At 38.4% G+C, this 22,200-nt stretch carries 20 protein-coding genes, 1 tRNA gene, 1 other RNA gene and 1 pseudogene; 18 read left to right on the plus strand and 5 right to left on the minus strand.

Annotated elements, in window-relative coordinates:
* Positions 1–13 precede the first annotated feature (13 nt).
* On the minus strand, positions 14–913 hold the full coding sequence (locus CGC63_RS06205; RefSeq protein WP_004222465.1) for a LysR family transcriptional regulator: 900 nt from the start codon (positions 911–913) through the stop codon (positions 14–16).
* 120 nt (positions 914–1,033) lie between these two features.
* Here CGC63_RS06205 and leuC point away from each other — a divergent pair, with 120 nt between their 5' ends.
* From leuC to CGC63_RS06240, 8 genes and pseudogenes are all read left to right on the plus strand, one after another.
* The gene (gene leuC / locus CGC63_RS06210; RefSeq protein WP_040351053.1) at positions 1,034–2,302 is read left to right on the plus strand and encodes a 3-isopropylmalate dehydratase large subunit; all 1,269 of its coding nucleotides are present in this window, start codon (positions 1,034–1,036) and stop codon (positions 2,300–2,302) included.
* Positions 2,303–2,305: 3 nt separating this feature from the next.
* Entirely contained in the window at positions 2,306–2,794 is a 489-nt protein-coding gene (gene leuD / locus CGC63_RS06215) for a 3-isopropylmalate dehydratase small subunit (RefSeq protein ID WP_004222459.1), read from the plus strand.
* A 70-nt stretch (positions 2,795–2,864) separates the two neighbouring features.
* Positions 2,865–4,313 (plus strand): phospholipase D-like domain-containing protein, encoded by a 1,449-nt coding sequence (locus tag CGC63_RS06220; RefSeq protein WP_004222456.1) that lies wholly within the window; start codon positions 2,865–2,867, stop codon positions 4,311–4,313.
* A 182-nt stretch (positions 4,314–4,495) separates the two neighbouring features.
* The gene (locus CGC63_RS06225; protein ID WP_004222454.1) at positions 4,496–5,164 is read left to right on the plus strand and encodes a FadR/GntR family transcriptional regulator; all 669 of its coding nucleotides are present in this window, start codon (positions 4,496–4,498) and stop codon (positions 5,162–5,164) included.
* 250 nt (positions 5,165–5,414) lie between these two features.
* Positions 5,415–6,023, plus strand: a pseudogene (locus CGC63_RS06230) (enolase-like domain-containing protein); the annotation flags it as partial.
* A gap of 764 nt (positions 6,024–6,787) precedes the next feature.
* On the plus strand, positions 6,788–8,023 hold the full coding sequence (gene ltrA / locus CGC63_RS16100; RefSeq protein ID WP_326929160.1) for a group II intron reverse transcriptase/maturase: 1,236 nt from the start codon (positions 6,788–6,790) through the stop codon (positions 8,021–8,023).
* 102 nt (positions 8,024–8,125) lie between these two features.
* Entirely contained in the window at positions 8,126–8,668 is a 543-nt protein-coding gene (locus tag CGC63_RS16105) for an HNH endonuclease signature motif containing protein (protein WP_330399131.1), read from the plus strand.
* A gap of 48 nt (positions 8,669–8,716) precedes the next feature.
* A complete protein-coding gene (locus CGC63_RS06240; protein WP_052530439.1) occupies positions 8,717–9,451 on the plus strand; it encodes an SDR family oxidoreductase in 735 nt (244 codons plus the stop codon).
* Positions 9,452–9,497: 46 nt separating this feature from the next.
* On the opposite strand, the gene CGC63_RS06245 is transcribed toward CGC63_RS06240, so the two are convergent.
* The 4 genes from CGC63_RS06245 to CGC63_RS06260 all read right to left on the minus strand — a co-directional run bounded on the left by CGC63_RS06245 (position 9,498) and on the right by CGC63_RS06260 (position 13,059).
* Positions 9,498–9,571: transfer RNA gene (locus CGC63_RS06245), tRNA-Pro, on the minus strand.
* Between the two features lie 324 nt (positions 9,572–9,895).
* The gene (locus CGC63_RS06250) at positions 9,896–10,453 is read right to left on the minus strand and encodes a Uma2 family endonuclease (RefSeq protein ID WP_004222439.1); all 558 of its coding nucleotides are present in this window, start codon (positions 10,451–10,453) and stop codon (positions 9,896–9,898) included.
* A 418-nt stretch (positions 10,454–10,871) separates the two neighbouring features.
* Positions 10,872–12,671 (minus strand): BlaR1 family beta-lactam sensor/signal transducer, encoded by a 1,800-nt coding sequence (locus CGC63_RS06255; RefSeq protein WP_004222436.1) that lies wholly within the window; start codon positions 12,669–12,671, stop codon positions 10,872–10,874.
* Positions 12,664–13,059 carry a BlaI/MecI/CopY family transcriptional regulator gene (locus CGC63_RS06260; protein WP_004222434.1) on the minus strand — a complete coding sequence of 132 codons (396 nt, stop codon included), beginning with the start codon at positions 13,057–13,059 and terminating at the stop codon, positions 12,664–12,666. Before CGC63_RS06260 ends, CGC63_RS06255 begins: the two co-directional genes overlap by 8 nt.
* A gap of 191 nt (positions 13,060–13,250) precedes the next feature.
* Between CGC63_RS06260 and CGC63_RS06265 the strand changes: the two genes are divergently transcribed.
* From CGC63_RS06265 to CGC63_RS06310, 10 genes are all read left to right on the plus strand, one after another.
* Positions 13,251–13,625, plus strand: a complete 375-nt coding sequence (locus CGC63_RS06265; protein WP_040351051.1) for a GntR family transcriptional regulator — start codon at positions 13,251–13,253, stop codon at positions 13,623–13,625.
* Entirely contained in the window at positions 13,625–14,512 is an 888-nt protein-coding gene (locus tag CGC63_RS06270) for an ABC transporter ATP-binding protein (protein ID WP_004222420.1), read from the plus strand. The genes CGC63_RS06265 and CGC63_RS06270 overlap by 1 nt, the downstream gene beginning before the upstream one ends.
* A complete protein-coding gene (locus tag CGC63_RS06275) occupies positions 14,509–15,165 on the plus strand; it encodes a hypothetical protein (RefSeq protein ID WP_004222419.1) in 657 nt (218 codons plus the stop codon). Before CGC63_RS06270 ends, CGC63_RS06275 begins: the two co-directional genes overlap by 4 nt.
* Before the next feature lie 15 nt (positions 15,166–15,180).
* A complete protein-coding gene (locus CGC63_RS06280; protein ID WP_004222418.1) occupies positions 15,181–15,852 on the plus strand; it encodes a hypothetical protein in 672 nt (223 codons plus the stop codon).
* Between the two features lie 67 nt (positions 15,853–15,919).
* The gene (locus CGC63_RS06285) at positions 15,920–17,572 is read left to right on the plus strand and encodes a 2-isopropylmalate synthase (protein ID WP_004222415.1); all 1,653 of its coding nucleotides are present in this window, start codon (positions 15,920–15,922) and stop codon (positions 17,570–17,572) included.
* Between the two features lie 165 nt (positions 17,573–17,737).
* The gene (locus CGC63_RS06290) at positions 17,738–18,457 is read left to right on the plus strand and encodes a cell wall hydrolase (RefSeq protein ID WP_004222412.1); all 720 of its coding nucleotides are present in this window, start codon (positions 17,738–17,740) and stop codon (positions 18,455–18,457) included.
* 15 nt (positions 18,458–18,472) lie between these two features.
* Positions 18,473–19,960, plus strand: a complete 1,488-nt coding sequence (gene thrC, locus CGC63_RS06295; RefSeq protein WP_089438675.1) for a threonine synthase — start codon at positions 18,473–18,475, stop codon at positions 19,958–19,960.
* A gap of 14 nt (positions 19,961–19,974) precedes the next feature.
* Positions 19,975–20,748 (plus strand): HD domain-containing protein, encoded by a 774-nt coding sequence (locus tag CGC63_RS06300; protein WP_004222407.1) that lies wholly within the window; start codon positions 19,975–19,977, stop codon positions 20,746–20,748.
* A 76-nt stretch (positions 20,749–20,824) separates the two neighbouring features.
* A non-coding RNA gene (ssrS, locus tag CGC63_RS06305) (6S RNA) lies at positions 20,825–21,006 on the plus strand.
* 64 nt (positions 21,007–21,070) lie between these two features.
* Positions 21,071–22,135 (plus strand): aldose epimerase family protein, encoded by a 1,065-nt coding sequence (locus tag CGC63_RS06310; protein WP_004222406.1) that lies wholly within the window; start codon positions 21,071–21,073, stop codon positions 22,133–22,135.
* Positions 22,136–22,200: the final 65 nt, after the last annotated feature.

Below are 22,200 nucleotides of genomic sequence, written 5' to 3' on the forward strand. Positions count from 1 at the left end.
AGCACTTCTGAGCTTAATCAGAAGTGCTTTTTCTGTAAAAATGTATAAATTCTTTTACTGCTTTGTTTTGGCTGATATTTTCAGGTAATGCAAAACCAATTTCTCGTTTGTTTATGGATATAGGAAGGGGAACTTCTATCAGAGAACCTTCTGCCAATTCTTTTTCTACAAATTGTCGTATGACACAGGCAATCCCCATGCCTATTTTGGCAAATTCAATGAGTAAGTCCATAGTAGAAACTTCCAAAAGATTATCCGCTTCCATACGGCAGGAGGCAAGATAGTCGTCAATATACTGTCGTGTCATATTTCCTTTATTTAATAGCATTAAGGTAGCAGACTGAAAAGGATTTTCTGAGTAATCGCTGCGTTTGGAAAGATGCTCCATATAGGATTTTGTGCATACGAAAATGTCTTCGATTTCTCCCAATGAGTCAAAATGCGTATGGTAGAGACGCTCCGGTTTTCCAATAAGTCCTAAGTCAACTTTGTTTTCTTTTAAAAGCTGCAAGGTATGATTAGTGGACTGACACTCAATGGAAATACGAATATGGGGATGGGTTTCAATAAATTCCTTTAAGTACGGCAAAAGAACGTATTTGCACAATGTGGTGGATACGCCGATATGTATATGTCCGATGCCCAGCTCGTGAATTTTTTTGATTTGTGTTTCGCCTTTTTCCAGAGAATAAAAAGCGTTTTGAACGTAATGGTAGAGAAGTTCTCCTTCTTCCGTTAGTTGAACGCCTCTGGAATTACGGGAAAAAAGAGAAACTTCTAAATTTTCCTCCAATTTGCGAATGGATTTGCTGATTGCAGGCTGGCTGATGTAAAGTCTGGCAGCGGCTTTTGAAATATTTCCGGTATTTGCCACTGTATAAAATACCCGATATAGGGAAAGGTTTTGATCCATATTTTTGCTCCTTTGAAACTCATAAGTTTAAGTTATAGCTCTTATAGTCAATATGTATTTCTAGTATAACAAAGCCCATGCTAAAATGGCAATAGCAGAAATAAATCGGAGGTGGATTTTGTGGGAATGACAATGACACAAAAAATATTAGCAGCCCATGCAGGGCTTGAAAAAGTGGAAGCAGGACAGTTGATTGAGGCAGAATTGGATTTGGTGCTGGGCAATGATATCACTTCTCCTGTGGCAATTCACGAAATGGAAAAAATGAAAGCGGAAGGTGTCTTTCATAAAGATAAAATAGCATTGGTTATGGACCATTTTATTCCAAATAAAGATATTAAATCAGCAGAAAACTGTAAATGCGTAAGAGAATTTGCAGCCCGTCATGAGATTACGAACTATTTTGACGTAGGAGAAATGGGAATTGAGCATGCTCTTTTACCGGAAAGCGGTTTGACCGTGGCAGGAGATGCGATTATCGGAGCAGACTCTCATACCTGTACTTATGGAGCATTGGGAGCATTTTCTACCGGTGTGGGAAGTACGGATATGGCAGCGGCAATGGTAACAGGAAAAGCATGGTTTAAGGTTCCGTCTGCCATTCGTATCAATTTAATCGGAAAACCTTCCAAATGGGTAAGTGGAAAAGATGTTATTCTGCACCTGATTGGAAAAATCGGTGTTGACGGAGCATTGTATAAATCTCTGGAATTTACAGGAGAAGGTGTGAAAAATCTTTCCATGGATGACCGCTTTACCATTGCGAATATGGCGATTGAAGCAGGGGCAAAAAACGGTATTTTTCCGGTAGATGAAAAGACTGAGGAATATATGAAGGAACATTCCAAACGACCATATAAACGTTATGAGCCTGATGAAGATGCAGTTTATGATGAGGAATATACCATTGATTTAAGCAAGTTAAGACCTACGGTGGCATTTCCGCATTTACCTTCCAATACAAAGACCATAGATGAAATACAGGATGATGTTATCATCCAGCAATCGGTTATCGGTTCTTGTACCAACGGAAGAATTGACGATTTAAGATGCGCTGCTCAGATATTAAAAAATCGCAAGGTAAAAAAAGGCGTGCGCTGCATTATTATTCCGGCAACGCAGAAAATCTATCTTCAGGCATTGGAAGAAGGATTGCTGAAAATCTTTATTGAAGCCGGCGCTGTGGTAAGTACGCCAACATGTGGTCCGTGCTTGGGCGGTTATATGGGCATTTTGGCAGAGGGAGAACGCTGCATTTCTACAACAAACAGAAACTTTGTAGGAAGAATGGGACATGTAAAATCAGAAGTTTATCTTGCAAGTCCGGCAGTGGCAGCAGCCAGCGCCATAACAGGAAAAATTTCAAGTCCGGAAGAATTGGGGGAATAGAAAATGAAAGTAAAAGGAAATGCTTTTAAATATGGAGACAACGTAGACACTGACGTAATTATTCCTGCCAGATACTTAAATTCATCAAAGGCAGAAGAATTGGCAGCTCATTGTATGGAAGATATTGATAAAAATTTTGTGAATGAAGTAAAAAAAGGTGATATTTTGGCGGCAAACAAAAATTTTGGCTGCGGTTCTTCAAGGGAACATGCTCCTATGGCAATTAAAGCCGCCGGCATCAGTTGTGTAATTGCGGAAACCTTTGCCCGTATTTTTTACAGAAATGCCATCAATATCGGACTCCCTATTGTAGAATGTCCGGAGGCTGCCAGAGATATTGAAAAAGGCGATGAGGTGGAAGTGGATTTTGATAACGGTATTATCCGTAATCTTTCCAAAGAGAAGGAATATCCAATTCAGCCGTTCCCTGAATTTATGCAGAGAATTATTGAAGCAGAAGGTCTTGTGAATTATATTATAAAGAATAAATGAAAAATCTTATATTTCTATAACCTGTGTCAGGATTCTTGATTTCTGTATATAAAGTAATTATACTTACCCTTTGAATAAAGGAAACAGTCAGGAGATTGTTGGAATAGGAGTGAGTACGATTAAACACATAGGAAAAATTATTACAGTATTTCTGGTTGCTTACGTAGGAGCTTTGACGTTGCCTTATGTGGGACATAAAAAAGTTTCCAGTAATTACAAAAAAGAGTTTCAGGCAGAAGACTGTTATGGAGATACAAATGGCAAAGAGAGAGTAGCTTATGTAGACGATAATGTAGAAGCCTTAAAATATCGTTTAAAAATGATCAGCGAGGCGCAGAAGGAAGTCATATTGTCTACCTTTGATTTTAATGCAGACAGCAGTGGCAAAGATGTGATGTGTTCTCTTTTAGAAGCTGCAGAGCGTGGAGTTAAGGTAAAAGTTATTGTAGATGGTGGAAATGGGTTTATAGATATGAAAATGAAATCCAGCCAGTGGTTTCAGGCATTAGCATCTCACGAAAATGTTGAAGTACAGATTTATAATCCTGTGAACTTATTAAAGCCGTGGAAACTACAGGCAAGACTTCACGACAAATATGTAATTGTAGATAATAAAATGTATCTTCTGGGAGGAAGAAATACAACAAATCTATTTCTGGGAGATTATTCAGAAAGTCAAAATTTAGACAGAGAACTGTTTGTTTATAAAGAGGATGAAAATATACAGGGTTCTATAGACCAGTTAAAACAGTATTTTGAAAGTATTTGGAACTTAAAGGACAGTAAACCTTATGAGTGTAAAAAGCAAACAGAAGAAATTGAACAATGTTTGACGGATTTAAAAAAACGTAGTCTAAAATTGCGAGAATTATATCCGGATGCTTACGAAGAGTGGAACTGGCAGGAATTGACAGTAGATACAAATAAAGTTACTCTTTTACAAAATCCCATAAAGGCAGAAAATAAAGAACCTTTGATGTGGCATTCTGTTACGGAGCTAATGAAAACAGGAGAAAATATTACCGTTTACACTCCATATATTATCTGTGGAAAAGAAATGTATGAGGATTTAACACAGATATGCGAAGAAACGGAAACTGTGGAGATTATTACCAATGATGTTTCCAGTGGGGCGAACCCATGGGGATGCACAGATTATCTTAATCAGAAAGAGAAAATCTGGGCAACCGGTGTACAGGTGTATGAGTTTATGGGCGAGCACTCCAGTCATACAAAGGCGGTTTTGATTGATGAAAGAATGAGTTTAGTGGGATCTTATAATATGGATATGCGCAGTACATATCAGGATACAGAATTAATGCTGGCAGTAGACTCTGTAGCTCTTAATGAACAAATCAGACAAGAGGCAGAGAGGGATAAACTTGCCAGTCGTACTATGACAGAGAGTGGTGAATACGAGTATGGACCGGAGTATCAGGCTAAGGAAATGAGTACGGGAAAGAAAATTTTCTATGGTGTGCTGAGAGTGATTACGGTTCCGATAAGGAGATTTTTGTAATAAGATTGATAAAAAAATAGTAAAGTTAAAATCGCTTGGATTATAGGTCTGAGCGATTTTTTGCGTAGACGAAAAAGAAACGACAGAAATATTAAAATTACAGTAGGCAAGAATTGTAAAATGCTGTAAAATTAAGATAAAATAAAAAAGTGCTGTATAAAGAGGTTAAATAAAGAATAAAAATGAGAATAAAAAAAGTAAATGTAACAGAGCAAGTCGTAGAATATTTAAAAGAAAATATAGAAGCAGGAAACTGGAAAGTAGGTGAGAAAATACCATCGGAAAATCAGATGACATCTACTTTGGGTGTCAGCCGCTCCAGTGTCAGAGCAGCTCTTCAATATATGATTGGCATCGGCGTATTAGAAAGTGTGCATGGAAAGGGAACATATCTTATCAACAGCCAAGTAGAAAATTGGGAGGAAGCAGACAATAAAATTACTTCTGAAGACTGTAAGGATATTGAAAAAGTATTGGAATTTCGCAGGATTTTAGAGCCGGATGCGTGCAGATTGGCAGTAGAGAGGGGAGACAGTCAGGTTGTATCAGAATTAGAGAAGTATTTAAAGCAAATGAAAAAATATGAGGGGGAAAGGGATGCTTTTGTAAATGCGGATTTGAAATTTCATGAAGTTATTTGTAAAGCATCAGGAAATCAACTTTTGGAGAAGTCTCTTCACAAGGTTTTTTTAGAGACAAGAAAAAATCACAACCAGATGAATGCTCTTTTTGGCTTCCAATCGGGAATTGATTGCCATACGGAAATCTTAGAAGCATTTAAGGAGAAGAATTCACAAAAAGCTTATCGTGCAATGTGGAACCACATGAACCAAGCAATGAAGAAAATATAGGAGATTATATAAAAAGCGGACACATAAAAGTGCCTGCTTTTTTCGTTTATAAGAAACTGCGCTGTTGCACAATCTTTTTTGATTTTAATTCTATTGATTGAAAAAATTAACAAAAAAGAACAACAAGAATTAGTAAATAAGCTGAAAAATAACGTATATTAAAAGAAAATATTATTATATATTGACATGTATGACAAGTTAAAATATAATCAACTTATCACTCGTCATACAAGTATAGAGGGAGGGAAATATGGGAGTAAAAATTAAAGACATTAGAACGATTTGCACAGCTCCGGAAGGGATTAATTTAGTAACAGTAAAAGTAGAAACTAGCCAGCCGGGACTTTATGGACTTGGATGTGCAACTTTTGCATATCGTCATCTTACCGTTCAGCACTTGATTGAAAATTATTTAAAACCACTTTTGGTTGGTCGTGATGCAGAGAATATTAGCGAGTTATGGCAATTAATGCACCAAAACGGATATTGGCGAAACGGTCCGATTGAAAATAATGCTATATCAGGTATTGATATGGCTCTGTGGGATATTAAAGGAAAGCTGGCCGGAATGCCGTTATATCAACTTTTTGGCGGAAAAGTCAGGGAGGGTATTCCTGTTTATCGTCATGTAGATGGAAAAGACATTGAGGAAATTTGCGAAAACATTCAAAGATTTCAAGAAATGGGAATAACACATCTGCGTTGTCAATGTGGAGGATATGGAGGCGAGACATATGGATGTACTCCTAAGTCAGCTCCTATGGGTGCGCATCCGGGTGTTTATTTAGACTCTAGGAAATATATGAGAGATACGGTAAAACTATTTGAGCAGATAAGAAATAGAATTGGGTATGATATGGGTGCGACACGTTCCTTGATAACTGCATAAGCAGGAAACAAGGCATATACAAAACTTTTGTATAGAGAACTGATATTCCAAAGAGTGGAATGAGGGGGTAACGCCCCAAAACGCTCTCCTTAATACTCCTACATGCTGTGCAACTGCTGAAATGCACAGTATGAAGCTAGGTGAAGTCGGCAGAGAGATACCGTAAGGCATGAAAATGCCACGAAAGCTGTCCAGCGGTGGGCGGTGTATCCTATATGCCGGAGGTCTATAAAATATCTATGGTGAGAATAACTTAGAGATAAGTTTGACGAACTTGCGAAAGTAAGGGTCTAAACGTAGCTTATGTAGAAATGCATAAACCGTGGTCACGGGGTATGTGGGGTAAAGTAAGAATCCATGTTATGAAATACCCTATTGTGTTACAGGCACAATCAAGCATACAGGCTCATAGCAAGCACCTACGGATATATGGACAGATAGGAATATCGGAACGTGGGAAGCTGTGAATACAAATGGTAAGGATTCAGCAGTCCGATGTTGTAGTGATAGAAAAAATCGAAAGCCAGTAGCAAATACTGGCAAGCCAACAGGCTTTCCGCTATCGGGATAATCTATCTTTATCACAGTGAAATCAGGGGCACGAGCATTGATATTTCCTGTAATGGGAAAAGGAGCAACAGCCCCAAGACAGGATTTAGTTTCATTATTATTTCTAAATCTTTCAAGGTTCTTGTATGACTAATAGAAACCAAGTCCGAAAGGAGGCGGTTGACTTGACTGTCGATACGAACTTAGAGAGGCAACCAAAGCAACAAAAACTGCGAAATGCCGAATATTACGATATGCAAGATGTTATGGATAAGCTATATGAAGAATCCTGCAAAGGAAAATCATTCCATAATCTAATGCACATTATTACCAGTGAAAACAACATACTTTTAGCGTTCAGAAATATCAAAAACAACAAAGGCTCAATGACTAAGGGAACAGACGGCAAAACAATTACACAGTATAAAGGGTGGTCGGAAGAACAGTTTGTCAAATATTTTCAAAGTAAATTTGCAAACTATCACCCCAAAAGTGTACGCAGAACAGAAATTCCAAAGGTCGGGCAGCCTGATAAAATGCGTCCGTTAGGTATTCCCTGTATGGACGACAGGATTATACAGCAATGTATTATCCAAGTATTAGAACCGATATGTGAAGCAAGGTTCCATGCTCATAGTTATGGCTTTAGACCCAACAGGTCGGCAAGCCATGCCATTGCAAGGGCACAATCCCTGATGAATGTCAGCAAGCTGCACTATGTTGTAGATGTTGATATAAAGGGATTCTTTGACAATGTAAATCATGGCAAGCTGCTCAAGCAAATGTGGACAATGGGCATACGGGACAAAAGTCTAATCTGTATAATCGGCAAAATACTGAAATCTGAGATTGAGGGAATTGGCAGACCAGATAAAGGGACGCCACAGGGCGGTATCATCAGCCCGCTACTCTCAAACATTGTTCTGAACGAACTCGATTGGTGGTTGAGTGACCAATGGGAAACCAAAAGCACAAGATACCCCTATACGCACAGTCACAAATATGAAGCCTTAAAGAAGTCCAACCTCAAAGAATTTTTCTTCGTGCGTTATGCAGATGATTTTAAGATTCTATGTAGGGATTACAAAACAGCAAAAAAGATATTCATTGCTGTAAAGGAGTGGCTTTGGGAAAGACTGGGGCTTAAAATCAGCCCTGAAAAATCCAAAATCACAAATGTCCGTAAAAAGAAAACGGATTTTCTTGGCTTTGCATTGTATGTGACGAAAAAGAGTAAGAAGTATGTATCAAAAAGTAATATTTCGGAAAAAGCGAAAAAGGCAATGAAAACCAAACTCAAAGAGCAAATCAAAGTAATACAGCACGACACATCACCCCATCAGGTAAGTCAGTTGAATGCCATGATTCTTGGTATGCACAATTATTATAATACTGCCACAGGGTGCAGTCGTGATTTCTGAGAAATCAATTTCGTTGTCAGCAAGAGCCTAAAGCATAGGCTTAGAGTAAAAACCAAAAAGGCAAAGCGAAACAAAAATAGCAAATCGCCATTGCCTGAAAAAGTGCTAAAGTCCAGAACGTATCAGAAATTTTACGGCAGCTATGGCGGAAAGCCTAAAGTTGTGGCAGGTGTACAAATCTTCCCGATTTACGGTTGTAAGTTTGTTACTCCGAGAATGTTCACACGAGAGGTTAATAAATATACTCCACAAGGCAGACAGCTTATACACAAAAATCTGTCAACCGTTCACTCCCTTATCCAGTATCTATTGGAAACAAAGGAGTATGGAAAATCTGTGGAATATAACGATAACCGTATTTCACTTATGGCAGGACAAAACGGTAAATGTGCGGTAACAGGTGAACCACTCTGCATATTTGACATGGAATGCCATCATAAGAAGCCTAAAAAGCTGGGTGGTACGGACGAATATAGAAATCTTGTGTGGTTAAAATCCGACGTACATAAACTTATCCATGCTACCGAAGAAGATACGATTACAAAATATCTTGATATTCTCAAACTTGATGACAAAGCACTGAAAAAGGTCAATTCTCTAAGGCTATCAGCAGAGAATTTAGAAATAGTAGTTAAAGCAAACTAAATTTTGTTGGAGCGCCGTGTGCGGGGAAACTCGCACGCACGGTGCGGAGTGGGGGAAAATTCGGAGATAACTTCAAAGAATTACCTATCACTATCAGAGGGACTCATGGAATGTGGATGTGAGGTAGTAATTGTGGGTACGTCTGATAAAGTGTTTGAGACAGCGGATGAATTTAAAAAAAGGGGTTTTTCCTGTCATGGTGTGAAAGCTGATTTTTCTGTGAGAGAGCAAGTATACAGAGGCTTTGAACAGTGTATAGAAAAACTGGGAGGAGATGTAGATATTTTAGTAAATGCCCATGGAATTCAAAGACGTCATAGCGCAGAAGAATTTCCGATAGCGGAGTGGGATGAAGTAATGAATGTAAATTTGAATTCTGTATTTATTTTGTGCCAAGAAGCAGCAAAAATTATGTTAAAAAAAGGATATGGAAAAATTATCAATATTGCATCTATGGTTTCGTGGTTTGGAGGTCAGACAGTGCCGGCATATTCAGCAGCAAAAGGCGGGGTGACTCAGATGACGAAAGAAATGAGTAATGACTGGATTGCCAGAGGAATTAATGTAAACGCTATTGCACCGGGATATATGGCAACAAAAATGAATGAGGCGTTGTTAGATGAAAAAAATCCAAGATATCAACAGATTACAGAGAGAATTCCGGCTAATCGCTGGGGAACAGGAGACGATATGAAGGGATGTTGTATATTCTTAGCTTCACATGCAAGTGATTATCTGGGAGGAGCAATTATTCCTGTGGATGGAGGCTATTTGGTAAAATAAACATAATGAAAAGCCCCTTGATGTACAAGGGGCTTAAGTTTAAGCATCGGGGCAACAGGATTTGAACCTGCGACCTCACGGCCCCCAGCCGTGCGCGCTACCAAGCTACGCCATACCCCGCAACAAATGCTATTATATCAGATTTTTATAAAAAAGCAACTATAAATTTTTTACATTTGACAAATATTTCAACCTGACATATAATATACTTAACAAGAGAACCGTTGGTTAGTACACGCCTGACCGCCAGATAAGATAGGTTCAAAAAGTAGCACCTTACTTTACCAGAGCAGGGGGTGCTACTTTTTGTGGTTTAATATAGTCAAAACAAGAGTTATGACAGCACAAAGTATAATTAAAAAGTAAATAAATCACCGTATGTAATCATAAGCACCAGCCTCCTTTCTTGCGTCCGGTGGTTGATATAGCACCCAACGGAACTTTTTATTCTAAAAGTTCCGCAATGGTGTCCGCAATGGTGATAGAAAGATTTTGATAAATTCCTACGGCGATAGGCATAGAAAAAGGTATAATTATAGGAGCAGCATCTTCTTCATAACGATATACAGTGGTCCTCTCTTTTGCAGGATCTACAATCCAATATTCCCGAACACCGAAGTCAGAATAAAGAGCATTCTTAGTAGAATAGTCCATTTTACGACTGCCGGGTGAAACGATTTCAATCACGAAATCCGGAGCGCCATTACACCCCTTATCCGTAAGTTTGTTTTTATCGCAAATAACACTAATATCTGGTTCTACATAGTTTGGGGTATTTTCTCCCAGAAATACGGCAAATGGAGCAGGATAGATTTCACAAGAACCATGCTGAGATTTTATATATTCTCTTAATGTTCCAGATAATTCCATTACAAGTTTCTGATGAATTCGGTTTGGCGGCGCCATATTGTAAATTTTTCCGTTAATCAGTTCCGCACGTTCTCCATCCGGCAGGGAATAGATATCTTCCAGTGTATGGATGTTTGTTTTTGGAAATGGCATAGTAACAACTCCTTTTATAATTATTATAGGATGATACAATTTGACAAATATATTTCTTTGACATATAATACACTAAACAAGGGAGTCGGAAGGTGACTGCACTTCACCCTCTCGGCGAATAAGTTTTAAACTATTAAGGAATAGCCGTCTACTTTTCTCAGGAGCAGGACGGCTATTTCTTATGTGTATAATTCAGAATTGCAACAATCAGCAAGGCTGTGCTTACGATTAGACTTAATTCTTCATATGTACTCATAATAATCACCGCCTTCCGTAAGGTATCGGAATAGGTGAGAGCACGTCCCCCAACTGCCCGGGTAAGTATATTATATAATACTTTATTTTATTGTCAACTTTTTCAAATCCTCTTTTGCTGTATTCCCTGACATCCGAGATGCTTAGCAGATACAATATTTCCCTATTCCCAGATATTCATATCAGACAAAATAGACATAGTTATTTTCGAAGCGGCATTCCCGTCTGCGTGATTTGCTGCATGAAGATTAGTAGCAAAAAAGTAGGTATTATCCGTCTTTTCCACAAAACCGATAAACCAGCCATTTATATCTTTCCCATTGACTCGTCCCGTTCCTGTTTTTCCATACAAGTTCCCAAAATCAGAGGAGGATATGTGAATTGCATCTTTTACGGCTTTTACATTTTTCAGTGCAAATCCTAAGCTGTTATTCTGCAATTTAGTCAGAAGCTCCACTTGCTCTATCGGAGAAATTTTCAAGGAGCTTTCCAACCAATAGGAAGAAAAATCACCGCTCAAATCTTCGTTTCCATAGCCGATTTCGTGAAGATATTTCTGGACTTGAGAAGCGCCAAGCTGTTCATCAATGGCTTGAAAATACCAGTTGACAGAAGCTTCCATGGCTGACAGTAATGTCTGATTTCTATTCCAAGCTTCGAATGGATAGGAATTTCCGTTCCATTCAATTAAGGAATTTTCCGGTGTGATGATACCGTTTTCTAATCCGAATAAAGCGTCATATATTTTATAGGTAGAATTTGGTGCGACTTGTAAAGTGGCACGCTCCATATCATATATCTTCCAAATATCCCCTTTTAAATCATATAATACAAAACTGCCTTCATATTTTCCAAAATAATCACGGAGGTGGTTTATTTCGGAAAAGTTTTGGGAAGCGGTATTCCAATGATAGTGAGTTTCCTCTGCTGCATAAGTAGAGACAAAGGGTGAAAGTCCCAAAAGCAGAACAGATGTTAGCAGAAAAGCAGCGGCGCTTTTTAGTTTTTTCCGTAAGGTCGGCGTTTCGTAAGAAGTAATATTTACAATTCTTCGTTTCATTTGCTTCATATTTCCGCTGATGCCGGATGCAAAGGGAACCGGAGTCAGAGAAATCTTTTCGGCAAAGTTAATCAGCGTATTTCCGTAGGCAGCATAATCATCGGTGTCTAATAGATTTAAAACGGAAGTATCACAGGCAATTTCCCGCTCATTACGCATTTCTTTTTGTGCATACCAAACAAGTGGATTGAACCAATAAACAATTCCGGCAAGGCTCATCAGATAGCTTGCAATTCCGTCTTTGTGCTTATAATGTTGCAGCTCATGTAACAGCATATATCGAATATCTGTTTCGTTATCATCTGATATCAGGTGGATGGGAAGGTAGATACACGGTTTACAAAATCCAACCATGACAGGTGATTTTAGATAGGCGGTGCTGTATACAGGAATGTTTTTGGAAATGCCAATATCCTTTAAACAGCGCTGATACAATTTTTGAACCTTTTGACTCTGAAGGGGCAAGGCAGATTTTTTTAAAGTTGAAAGGCGAAGTACAGAGCGGATTGCCAATAGAAGCATGATAAACATGCCAAAAATCCAAAGAGCAAGCAATAGATAGATAATTATGGATGGAGCTTCTCTATTTACAGAAAGAGTGAAATCTTCCATCCGATTTTTGCTGCCGACAATATTAGAATGGGAAGCCAGATTGATATTAGCTGCTGCTTTGGGCACAGGAAAGGAAGTTAGATTTTTCAACCATAGAAAGATTTCCCATGCCTTGAAGAGACGGAAAGGTAAAAACGGAACAGCCAAAATCCCCATAAGCAGAAACCATAAATTATATTGCATTCGATTGGATAAACTGTTTTTAAAAATACGTTTCATGAGCAGAAGGATGCCAATGATGCCGCAGATTAGTACATTGCAGATAAGAAAGCGAACCATAAAATCAGCCATATTCTTTTCCTCCTTTTTTCGGTTTTTGCGAAAGAAGAGTGCGGAGCGTATCCAGCTCTGACTTTGATAATTTGTCATTTTCTATATAGGCGGATACCATTGCTGTAATATCGCCGTCATAATAGCGGTTCAGAAAGGAAGAACTCTCTTGTCCGATATATTCGTTTTCGTTTACTGTCGGGGTATAAATAAACATACGGCTTTGCTTTTTGTAAGTGAGAGCGCCCTTGGTTACAAGACGTTTAATCAGAGTTTGAATTGTTTTGGGACTCCAGTTTGTGGTTTGTAATAATTTTTCGGTAATTTCATTTGTGCTGATAGGGGCGTATTTCCATACAACTTTCATAATCTCAAACTCAGCTTCGGAAATTTGTGGAAGAGTATTCATAATTTGACTCCTTTAAATCTTACGATTGTAATATAAATATTATAGATGCCAGTAGGGAAATTGTCAATTTTTGAAAAGGTCTATTTGTAAAATTCTTTTTATCCCATTGACAAATTACATAATCGGTGATATGGTTAATTACACAAGTAACTAACTAATAAACCGATAAAGAACAGCAGGAGGTGAAAGGATTGCGGGAGCTCTTAAATCAGGAGAAATCCATTTACATTCAGATTAAGGAAATGCTGGAACGAGATATTTTGAAGGATATTATACTGGAAGAAGAAAAAGTTCCCAGTACAAACGAGCTGGCAAAGCTTTATGCCATAAATCCGGCTACGGCGGCAAAAGGCGTAAATCTTTTGGTAGACGAGGGGATTTTATACAAGAAAAGGGGGATTGGAATGTTTGTAGCAGCAGGAGCAAAGGAAGCCATTAAGAAGAAAAAAAGAGAACATTTTTTTGAAGATTATATAAAAGGTATGCTGGCAGAAGCAGCCAGTCTTGGAATTACAAAGGAAGATTTAATCGAGATGATTACTACAAATAAAGGAGATGAAAAATAATGAAGGAAGGAAAATTGGAGTGTAAAGGACTTACGAAAAAATACGGCAAAAAAGAAGTTTTACATAATGTAAATCTGGAATTGGAAAAAGGAAAAATTTATGGATTAATCGGGAGAAACGGAGCAGGCAAAACCACTTTATTATCCATTCTTTCTGCTCAAAATCCCGCTTCAGAGGGAGAAATATTGCTAAACGGAGAGTCTGTATGGGAGAATAAAGAAGCTTTAAAGCATATTTATTTTGCCAGAGAAATCAACGGTGCGGCGTCTTCTGCAATCTCAGGCTTTAAGGTAAAGGAATATTTGAAAATTGCTTCAGAATATCTGCCTAATTGGGATGAAGAACTGGCAGAGCAATTAATAAAGTTATTTCATTTAGATAAGAAAAAAAGAATTATTAAGCTTTCTAAAGGAATGTCTTCCATGCTCACCATTGTAGTTGCACTGGCAAGCAAGGCAGAATTTACTTTTTTAGATGAACCTGTGGCAGGTTTGGACGTGGTGGCGAGAGACCAGTTTTACCGGATTTTATTAGATGAATTTACAGAAAGTGGAAGAACTTTTGTGATTTCTACTCATATTATTGAAGAAGCAGAGGATTTGTTTGAAGAAGTAATTTTTCTTCATAAAGGAGAAATCCTTTTAAAAGAAAATACTCAGGAGCTTTTGGAGCACACAGCTTATATCAGTGGAAAAGCAGAAGAAGTAGAGGCATTTATAAAGGGAAAACAGGTATATGGGCTGGAAACGATAGGCAGAAGCAAAGGCGGTATGGTTCGTTGGAGTGAAGGGGAAGAACCGGAAGCAACAGAAGATATTACCCTTCAAAAAATGCACTTACAGAAAATATTTATTTCTCTATGCGGCAGAGAGGATGATGTGGAATGAAAAAATACAGTGTTTTAAGAAGAATATGGGATAATGTTGAAATGACAGTGGGTCTGTCATTGGCAATACTTCTGTTAAGAGAAATTAATCAGAAAGAAATTTTTGCTGAGGGGATATGGGAAGTATTTCTGAAAGATTTCGGAGCTATTCTTTTAGGTGTGGGAATATTAGTAACCACAGTTCAACTGATGTATGGATATTATGCTATTGAAGGACAAAAAATTGCCCTTGGATGTACCAGAAAAAGTTGCTTTTTCGATGTACAAAAAGTAAAACTTATAAGCACAGTAGCCATTATTGCAATCAGTATCCTATTTGATTTTCAGAAATTAAATTTGGAATATTGGGAGAAAACAATTTGTATTGCAGGCATTTTTCTAGTGACGCAGTCTTTCGGTGAAATAGCATCTATTTTTCAAACGAGGCATACATGGTTTTCTATGACAATTTTGACGATTACGTCAGCAATTCTTGGATTTGCGGTAGGATATGGAGTGATAAGTATTATAAAAGGCGAAAAGGGGGAAAGTTCTTTTTCTGTAGAAATTTTTAATCAGGCTCCCCTTCTTTACAGCGGTATTTTTATTGCAGGAGCGCTGTGTTTAATGGGAATATCATGGAGATTGTGGAAGAAAGCAGAAGTATCAATATAGGAAAGGAGGCACAAAATGAAAAGTATACGATTAAAATGGAGGGTGGAAAAAAATGACATGTTGTTTTTCTTGGCGATGGCTGTTGGTCTTTGGTTGTTTGGGCGTATTCTCAGTGAAACTCCTGCTCGCTATTTTCTTCAGATAGAGACAGAATTTCTGGGAACTGCCTTTTTGGCATTTGGCATGGGACTGGTACTGATGATTTGGCTTATGGCAGATTTTTATTTGAGCTTTCAGTTGGCAGTGGGATTTGGACAGACACGAAAGGAATTTTTAACTTCCGGTACAATCTCTTATTTCCTATATATTATGCTTCATTTATTTCTCTTGCGTTTTCTTTTTGAAATAGAGAAAAATTTGGTACAGGGAACAGAAGCACCTGTGCTTTTGGAAAAATACGGTACACCGCTGTGGCTGCTCTGCTATGGGATTTTATTTGTAATAGCAGCAGAGCTTATGGGAACGATGATTTATTACTTGAGAGTCAAATCCATTATTATTTTATTGCCATTGGAATTTTTGGTTATATTTGCGGTTCGAGAGGATAAATTTGTCAGACAGATAAAGACAGCGTTTTTGGGATTTGCAGATTTTTCAGGAGGGGTTCGGCTTTTGCTGGTTGCGCTCATTAGTATAATAGGCTTTTGTATCACTTTCTTTGGCATGAAAAAGGCACAAAATTATTGACGGCTTCACTTTAAAGTGCTATTGTATTAAGAAAATATTTCTTTATATAAAGGGGAGGAGTCAGAAAATGAATTACCATAAATATAAAAGACAGTATTTTCTTCCGCCGGTGAAGTGCATGGATTGGGCAGAAAAAGATTATGTAGAAAAAGCGCCGGTGTGGTGCAGCGTAGATTTACGTGACGGAAATCAAGCGCTTGTCATTCCGATGAATTTACAGCAGAAAATCGAGTTTTTTAAGCTCCTTACAAAAATAGGCTTTAAGGAAATTGAGGTGGGATTTCCGGCAGCCTCCGAGACAGAATATACTTTTATTCGTACGTTGATTGAAGAAAAGCTTATTCCAGATGATGTTACCATTCAGGTTTTAACACAGGCAAGGGAACATATTATTAAAAAGACTTTTGAAGCTGTAAAAGGCGCAAAAAACGTTATTATTCACGTTTATAATTCTACTTCTTTAGCACAGAGGGAGCAGGTTTTCAAAAAGAGTAAAGATGAAATTTTGAAAATTGCCGTAAAGGGCGCACAGCTTTTAAAGGATTTAACAGAGCAGGCAGGAGAGAACTATCGCTTTGAATACAGTCCGGAGAGCTTTACAGGCACAGAGCCGGAATATGCGCTGGAGGTGTGCAATGCGGTGCTGGATGTATGGAAACCTCAAAGTGACAGAAAAGCAATTATCAATCTGCCGGTTACGGTTCAGCATTCCATGCCTCATGTCTATGCAAGTCAGGTTGAATATATCTGTAAAAATATAAAATATAGAGAAAACGTTGTGATTTCTCTTCATCCGCACAATGACAGAGGCTGTGGTGTGGCAGATGCGGAAATGGGACTTTTAGCAGGAGCAGATCGTATTGAGGGGACACTTTTTGGAAATGGCGAACGTACAGGAAATGCGGATATTGTTACAATTGCATTGAATATGTATGCACAGGGTGTTTGCCCTGAATTGGATTTTTCAGAAATGACAGAAATCTGTGAAAAATATGAAGGATTTACAGGCATGAAAATCAACGAGCGAAGTCCTTATAGTGGTGAATTAGTTTTTGCAGCATTTTCCGGTTCTCATCAGGATGCTATTGCAAAGGGTATGCACTGGCAGGAAGAAAAGCAGCCTGAACATTGGACAGTGCCGTATCTTCCGATTGATCCTTCTGATTTAGGACGTAATTATGACGCTGATGTCATTCGTATTAACAGCCAGTCAGGAAAGGGCGGCGTAGGCTATATTCTGGAAACAAAATTTGGTTTAAATCTTCCTCCTAAAATGCGAGAAGCAATGGGGTATACGGCAAAGGCAGTGTCTGACCACAGACAAAAAGAACTTTTACCGGAAGAAATCTTTGAATTATTTAAGAAGACCTTTGAAAATACAAGTTCTCCGCTAACCGTGGAAGAAACTCATTTTGAAAAATCGGAAAACGGCGTAGTTGCAGAGATTAAATCAAGTTTCAATCAAAAGCCAATTTCTGTAAAAGCATCCGGAAACGGAAGCTTAAATGCAGTGAGCAATGCGCTGAAAAAGGCTTATGGCTTCCAGTATGAGGTTGTTACTTATCAGGAGCATGCACTGGAAAAAAGTTCTCATGCAAGAGCCATTGCCTATGTGGGAATTCAGAAGCCGGACGGCGCTTTGGCATGGGGTGCAGGGGTACACGAAGACATTATTCATGCTTCCATTGATGCTCTGGTTGCAGCTATAAACAACCGTTAAATTTATACAATATACATAAAAATAATGGGAGAATAATGGGATAAAATCGTGCAAAACACCTAAAGAAGCTTGAGATAACTTGACTTTCCGGTAAAGTGTCGCTTATAATCCATTTTAGTGAGATGTTTTACGAGAGAAAATAAGGACTTACTAAAGGGAAGATTTATGAATAAAAAGAGCAGACAGAAAAAGGCAAGATTAGCAGCCGTTGCAGTGCTGATGATGACAATCATGTTTTCGTCTCAACAGGTAAGTGCCAAGGAAGAAATACAGGTACGTGAGGAAGGCTTGAAATCTATTATTCAAGGCGTTGCAATCAGCCAGAATACCCAAAAAGCAGTAAAGAGAATAGGAACTTCTTTTGAAGTGGTTCTGGTAGGACAGCGAATGGGAAAAAGAGAAATTCAGTCTCGCTTGGATTTTGGAAATCAAGGGGCTGAGGAAGTAAAGCGCTTAAAAGAGAAATCCATTGGTTTTACGGAAAATAAGCTGGTCATGTCTGATGAGGACTATAATACTCTTCTTAAAATTGTAGAAGCAGAAGCCGGAGGGGAAGATATAAAAGGGAAAATTCTGGTGGCAAATGTTATTTTTAACAGAATGAAAAGTCCTGATTTTCCTTCAACCGTTACAGAGGTGGTGTGGGAAAATGTAGCAGGAAGTCCCCAGTTTTCTCCTACGGCAGACGGCAGAATTCATACGGTCACCGTTTCAGAGGAAACGAGAGAGGCAGTAAATCGGGCAATAGACGGAGAAGATTATTCCAAGGGCGCATTGTTCTTTATGGAAGAAGCTTATGCTGATAAAAGCAATGTGCAGTGGTTTAAAAAGGATTTGAAATTTTTATTCAAACATGGTGTCCACGATTTTTATACATATCCATAAGAAAGGAAGAAAGAAATGGCAGTATTATATGGAAGTACCAGAGGAAACGGAGAAAAAATTACAGCTTCTATGGCTATTTTAAAGGGACTGGCAGAGGACGGCGGATTATTTGTGCCGGACAGTATTCCGGCGTTAGACGTGCCTTTGAAAGAATTGCTGGGAAAAAGCTATCAGGAAATCGCATATCAGGTCATGAGCAGACTTCTGACCGATTTTACAGAAGAAGAATTGAGAAACTGCATCAATAAAGCATACGACAGCAAGTTTGATGCGCCTGAAATTGCTCCGCTGGTGAAAAAGGGAAATTCCTATTATCTGGAGCTGTTTCACGGTTCTACCATTGCTTTTAAAGATATGGCGCTTTCTATTTTGCCTCATCTTCTGACAACAGCAGCAAAGAAAAATGGTGTTACCAATGAAATCGTGATTTTGACAGCAACATCAGGCGATACCGGAAAAGCTGCTATGGCGGGATTTGCAGATGTGCCGGGAACACGCATTATTGTCTTCTATCCAAAGGACGGAGTAAGTCCTGTTCAGGAAAAACAGATGCTTACACAAAAGGGAGAAAATACAGCCGTTGTGGGAATTTACGGTAATTTCGACGATGCTCAGACAGGTGTAAAGAATATTTTCAATGATAAAGAAATGAAAGAAAAGTTGGCAGGCGCAGGCTTTCAGTTTTCTTCTGCAAACTCTATCAATATCGGACGCTTGGTGCCGCAGATTGCCTATTATGTATACGCATACTTAAGATTGATGGAAGCAGGAGAAATTCAAGAGAATGAACAGATAAACGTGGTAGTTCCTACTGGAAACTTCGGAAATATTCTGGCAGCGTATTATGCAAAAGAAATGGGAATTCCTATTGCCCGTTTTATCTGTGCTTCCAATGAAAATAAAGTGCTGTATGACTTTTTTAGAACAGGATGTTATGACAGAAACCGTGATTTCCGTTTGACAAATTCTCCTTCAATGGATATTCTGATTTCCAGCAATCTGGAACGATTGATTTATAAAATTGCGGGAAATGATGCGGAGAAAAACCGTAATTTCATGGAGCAGCTAGGGGCAGAGGGCAAATATGAAATTACAGAAGAAATGAAGGAAAAGCTTCGGGAATTCTATGGAAATTATGCCAATGAAGAAGAAACTGCACAGACAATCCGACAGGTATACGAAGAAACAGGATATGTACTGGATACTCATACAGCCGTAGGGAAAGCTGTGTATGAAAAATATAAGAAGGACACACAGGACAATACAAAGACGGTTATTGCTTCAACAGCAAGTCCCTTCAAATTTACGAGAAGTGTCATGACTGCCATAGATAAAAAATACGAAGATATGGAAGATTTCCAGTTAGTGGATGAATTATCTGAACTTGCAAAAATTCCCGTGCCTCAGGCAATCGAAGAAATTCGTACAGCCGAAATTCGTCATAACACAACAGCACAGGTGTCACAGATGGCAGAGACCGTTATGAAAATATTGGGAATTTAAAGAGGAAAGGTAAAATGTCAGGAATTGATTTAGAATATGCAAGAAAGAGCTTTCAGGAATATTTAAGCGCTTATGATGCAAAAGATGAGAAGATTAAGTTAAAAAGAGTTCATACCTTTTGTGTGGTAAAAGCAGCAGAATATATTACAACCAGAGAGAAGATTTCGGAAGAAGACAAGGAACTGGCTCTTTTAATAGCGCTTTTACATGATATCGGAAGATTTGAGCAACTAAAGAAATACAACAGCTATGATGATAATATTATGGATCATGCCAAGTTTGGAGTGCAGGTCTTATTTGAAGAAGGGAAAATCCGTGATTTTATCGAAACAGATAAGTATGACGAAATCATTCGGGAAGCCATTTATTGGCATTCTGCTTATCAGTTGCCTGAAATGAAAGATGAACGAATTTTACTTCATTGCAAACTAATCCGAGATGCAGATAAACTGGATAATTTTCGAGTGAAAGCAACGGAAAGTCTGGAGGCACATTTTGATGTGTCAAAGGAAATCGTAGAGACAGAGGAAGTGTCTGATAATATTATGGAAGCAATCCGAGAGGAACGCAGTATTTTGCGAAATGAGAGAACCACACATTTGGACATGTGGGTTTCCTATCTGGCATTTATCTTTGATTTGAATTTTGCTTCCAGCTTTGGATATATCCAGGAGCATGATTATATCAATCATAATATTGACCGCATGAATTACACAAATCCAAAGACAAAAGAGCGTATGGAAGAAGTAAGAAAAATCTGTCTTGCTTACGTGGAAAAGAGAGCGTAAAATCTTTTGATTTTTTTCTTTTCAACTGCGTATTTTTTGTTGAAAAATTTCATATACTAGAGTATAATAATGATATGAAATCCTGGGGTGTGCGATAATCCTATTTATTTTGAACCTACATTACTTTAAACGGGATTCCTATATTGCCGATTTAATGTCAAGCCGTCATTGCGCAGCGGAAGACAGCGAGCCGGTTGCGGTTGCCCACCTAGCATAAGCTAGGAGTCAGAAGATAGGAAACGGCACTCTGGGATTAAAAAAAGCCTTTCGGGGCTTATTTTTTTATTTCATAGGAAACTTCAAGAGACAGGAGAGGGATAAAATGGGTATTACAAAACAGTCCTTTGGAAAAGGTATGGACAATCAGGAAGTATTTTTATACAGTATTACAAATAAAAATCAGATGACAATTACGGTAACAGACTTTGGAGCAACTTTAGTACAGATTTTAGTTCCGGATAAAGACGGAAATAAAATTGACGTTGCTTTAGGATATGATACTGTTGAGGGATATTATAAAAATCCGGGACATTTCGGAGCAACCATTGGAAGAAACGGAAACCGTATTAAAAACGCAGCATTTTCTATCAATGGAAAAGAGTATCCTCTTGCAGTGAATGACAATGTTAATAACTTACATAGCGGTCCAAACTGGTACCGTACCAGAGTATGGAATGTAACAGAGATAGATGAAGAAAAAAATGCAGTTACTTTTTGCATTTTAAGTCCTGACGGGGATCAGGGATTTCCGGGGAACTTTACAGGATATGTGACTTATGAGTTGACAGATGACAATGAGATTGTTTTGCATTATCAGGGAAGCGCAGATGCAGATACCGTGGTAAATATGACAAATCATTCCTATTTTAATCTGGCAGGACACCATGCAGGGGCAGAAGCAATGCTTAATCATACTGTACAGATTTTTGCTCCGGAATATACACCGGTATCTGACTCTCAGGCAATTCCCACAGGAGAAATTCTGCCGGTAGAAGGAACACCGATGGATTTCACAAAGCCAAAGAAAATCGGACAGGATGTAGAAGCAGATTTTGACCAGTTAAAATTTGGCGGCGGTTATGACCACAATTACGCACTGTCCAGAGAAAAGGGAGAAATGAAAAAAGCGGCAGAAGCATTTTCAGAGGAGTCCGGTATTGTTATGGAAGTCTTTACTGATTTACCGGGGATGCAGTTCTATATCGGAAACTTTATTGAGCAGGAACAGGGAAAAGACGGATGCGTATATGGTAAACGGGGCGGTTTCTGTATGGAAACACAGTATTATCCGGATGCCTGCAATCAGGCTGCTTTTCAGAGCTCTGTATTAAAAGCAGGAGAAAAATACGATACAACAACGATTTATAAATTTTCTGTGAGAAAATAACAGATAAAATAGGCTATGACATGAGAAAGCAATCGAAAGAACCTCATGTCATAGCCTTTTTGACT

This window comes from Blautia hansenii DSM 20583 (assembly GCF_002222595.2).
In the GTDB taxonomy this organism is placed as follows: Bacteria; Bacillota; Clostridia; order Lachnospirales; family Lachnospiraceae; genus Blautia; species Blautia hansenii.